Genomic DNA, 2,844 nt, shown 5'->3' with positions numbered 1-2,844 from the left:
CAGCGTCACCCGGGCGCCGCGGGCCGCCGAGACGCGCGCGGACACCGGGGACAGCAGCAGCATGGTCACTCCGCCGGGCAGCAGGCACACGCCCGTCGCGACGATGGACAGACCGAGTCCGTAGCCGGTCTCCTTCGGCGCCTGCACCAACTGCGCGGTCACCAGGGAGTTGGCGTAGAAGGCGAATCCGGTGAGGAGCGCGGCTATGTGCGGCAGGGCGACCCTGGGGCTGGTGGCCAGCTTCAGGTCGACCAGCGGCCGTTCGGCGCGCAGTTGCTGCACCCACCACAGGCCGAGGACACCGGCGCTGCCGGCGAACAGGCCGAGGATCGTGGGGCTGGTCCAGCCCCACTGCCCGCCCTGCGACACGCCCATCAGGAGGCAGGTGAGCCCCACGGCCAGACCCAGCGCGCCGACACTGTCGAAGCGGCCCGGCTCACGGACGGGCGACTCGCGCACCGCCCACCAGGCCAGCACGGTCCCGAGGGCGCCGAGCACGGTCGTCCCCCAGAACATGACATGCCAGTTGGCGTAATGGACCACCATCGCGGCGAGCGGCAGCCCGAGGGCGGCGCCGATCCCCACGGTCGAACTCATCAGCGCCACCGCGGAACCCGTGCGCTCGGGCGGCAGTTCGTCCCTCAGGAGACTGATCGACAACGGTACGACGGCGGCCGCGGCACCCTGCAGGGCGCGCGCCACGATGAGCACCCGGATGTCGGACGTGAGAGCGCACATCAGCGACCCGACCGTCATCATCCCGAGGGCGATCAGCAGGACGCGCTTCTTCCCGTACATGTCACCGGCCCGCCCCAGAACGGGGTTGAGGACGGCCCCGGCCAGCAGCGTCGCCGTCACCATCCAGGACACCGCGCCCGCCGACGCGCCCGTCAGCCGCGGCAGGTCGGGGAGCAGCGGCACCACGACCACCTGCATGACGGCCATGAGGCTCCCGCCGAGCGCGAGGACCGGCACGGTCAGCCGGTCACGCAGTGCCGCCATGAACACTCCAGGAGTAGACGCGCGAAGAAAGAGGTGAATAGGAATTCACCTTAATGGGTGAATCACTATTCACTCAACGCGCGCCCGTCTCCCGGCGGGCGGCTACCGGCGCGAGCGGGCCTGGACCGTTCGCGCCACGCGCGGTCCCAGCCAGCGTTTGAAACGGCGCAGCGCCTCCAGTCGCCCGGCCGCCCGGTCGATCCGGTAGTACAGCTGCGGCGGTACGTACGGGAGCAGCGGGGAGTGCCGCTGCCCGAGCAGGGCGAACATCTGGGCTGCCGGAAGGCGGACGTACCGCGGCAGGTTCTCGTACCACTGGGCGCTGTGCCGGGCGGCGCTCTGGACCGACAGGAGCGCGGACCTGCGTTCCTGTTCGTAGCGGGTCAGGGCGGCGGACAGTTCCTGTTCTTCGCCCAGGGCTCCGGCCAGCGCGATGGCGTCCTCCAGCGCGAGCGTGGTGCCAGCGCCGATCGAGTAGTGCGTGGTGTGGGCGGCGTCGCCGAGCAGGACCAGGTTGCCGCGATGCCAGGTGCGGTTGGTCAGGGTGCGGAAGCGCAGCCACTGCGCACTGCCGTCGGCGTGCTCCCGCCCGATCAGGCCGTGTCCGTCGAGGAAGTCGGCGAAGATCTTCTCCAGCAGGGCGAGACCGTCGGCCTCGCCGGTCCGGTCGAGACCGAGTCCGGTCCAGGTCTCCGGTGAGCACTCGACGACGCAGGTGCTGAGGTCCTCGCCGAACCGGTACGCGTAGCACCAGATCCAGCCGTGCTCCGTTTCCACGAAGGCGAAGGTGAAGGAGTCGAAGACCTTGGTGGTGCCGAGCCAGATGTAGGTGTTGCGGCCGAGGGCGACGTCACTGCCGAAGTGGTCGGCGTGGACCTCGCGCAGCGCGCTGTTGACTCCGTCGCAGGCGACGACGAGATCGGCCTCGGGCATCCGGTCCGCGGTGATCCCGTGCTCGTACTCGACGCGCACCCCCAGGGATCGGGCACGCTTCGCGAGGAGGTCGAGCAGCAGCCGGCGGCCGATGCCGAACCCCTCGTCGCCGTGGTGCACCGTCGTCTCGCCGCCGATGTGGGCGACCCCGTCGCTCCAGCGGACCGAGTTCGCCCGGACGGCGCGCGCGGACTCGGGGTCGCCCTCGTGGAGCTTGTCGAGCAGGGCCGCCCAGTACGTCACCCCCCAGCCGTAGGTCGATCCGGCCGGGTTGCGTTCGTGGACGGTGATGTCGTGGGACGGGTCCTGGCGTTTCATCAGGATCGAGAAGTAGAGGCCGGCCGGTCCGCCGCCGACGCACGCGATCTTCACGCGCACTCCCAAATGTCACACAGAGCGGTCGATTGGGCACGAAGAGTAGCAGGAGCGACGGGGGCCACCCGGCCTCACGGTTCACGCCAGCTTGAGGAGGTGAGCCGCACCACTCGGCACCCACCGGCCCCGGAAGATCGCCGACGACACACGGACCGGCGGGAGGATTTCCGGATTCCGGTCGATCGGGGAAGCCTCGACAGCAAGATCATCTTCGTTCAACCTTGGACGACATCTCATCAATTGTCCTGATCGCGGCCAACCGACATCCGGCGATTTCTCCCTCTCTCCTACGAACCGATAGGCATGTCGGGTCATCAACAGAGCTGACCCCAGGAGGAATCCGCATGCCGGAACTCACTCGTCGCCGTGCGCTCGGTGCCGCGGCCGCCCTCGCCGCCGCGGCCGGCGCCCAGGCGCTCACCACCCCTTCGGCCTCGGCCTCGGTCACCGCGCCCTCCGCCGGACACCATCACGACGGACCCGAACCCTTCGACGAGGTCTACCGGGGCCGCCGGATCGAGGGCCGTGCCGGTG

At 69.9% G+C, this 2,844-nt stretch carries 3 protein-coding genes; 1 reads left to right on the top strand and 2 read right to left on the bottom strand.

From position 1 onward, the window contains the following. Window positions 1-1,002: MFS transporter (locus ABZV34_RS38185; RefSeq protein WP_356287518.1), on the bottom strand; the 1,002-nt coding region annotated here is incomplete at its 3' end. A 102-nt stretch (window positions 1,003-1,104) separates the two neighbouring features. Then, on the bottom strand, window positions 1,105-2,307 hold the full coding sequence (locus ABZV34_RS38180; protein WP_356287516.1) for an FAD-dependent monooxygenase: 1,203 nt from the start codon (window positions 2,305-2,307) through the stop codon (window positions 1,105-1,107). Between the two features lie 347 nt (window positions 2,308-2,654). On the opposite strand from ABZV34_RS38180, the gene ABZV34_RS38175 reads away from it, so the two are divergent. Then, window positions 2,655-2,844, top strand: a 190-nt coding sequence (locus ABZV34_RS38175) for a tyrosinase family oxidase copper chaperone (RefSeq protein WP_356287513.1), incomplete at its 3' end; no start/stop codon positions are given.

The sequence above is a fragment of the Streptomyces sp. NPDC005195 genome (assembly GCF_040608315.1).
Lineage (GTDB): Bacteria > Actinomycetota > Actinomycetes > Streptomycetales > Streptomycetaceae > Streptomyces > Streptomyces kaempferi.
The sequence above is the reverse complement of the archived record's forward strand: the minus strand, read 5'-3'. Positions and strand labels throughout refer to the sequence as shown.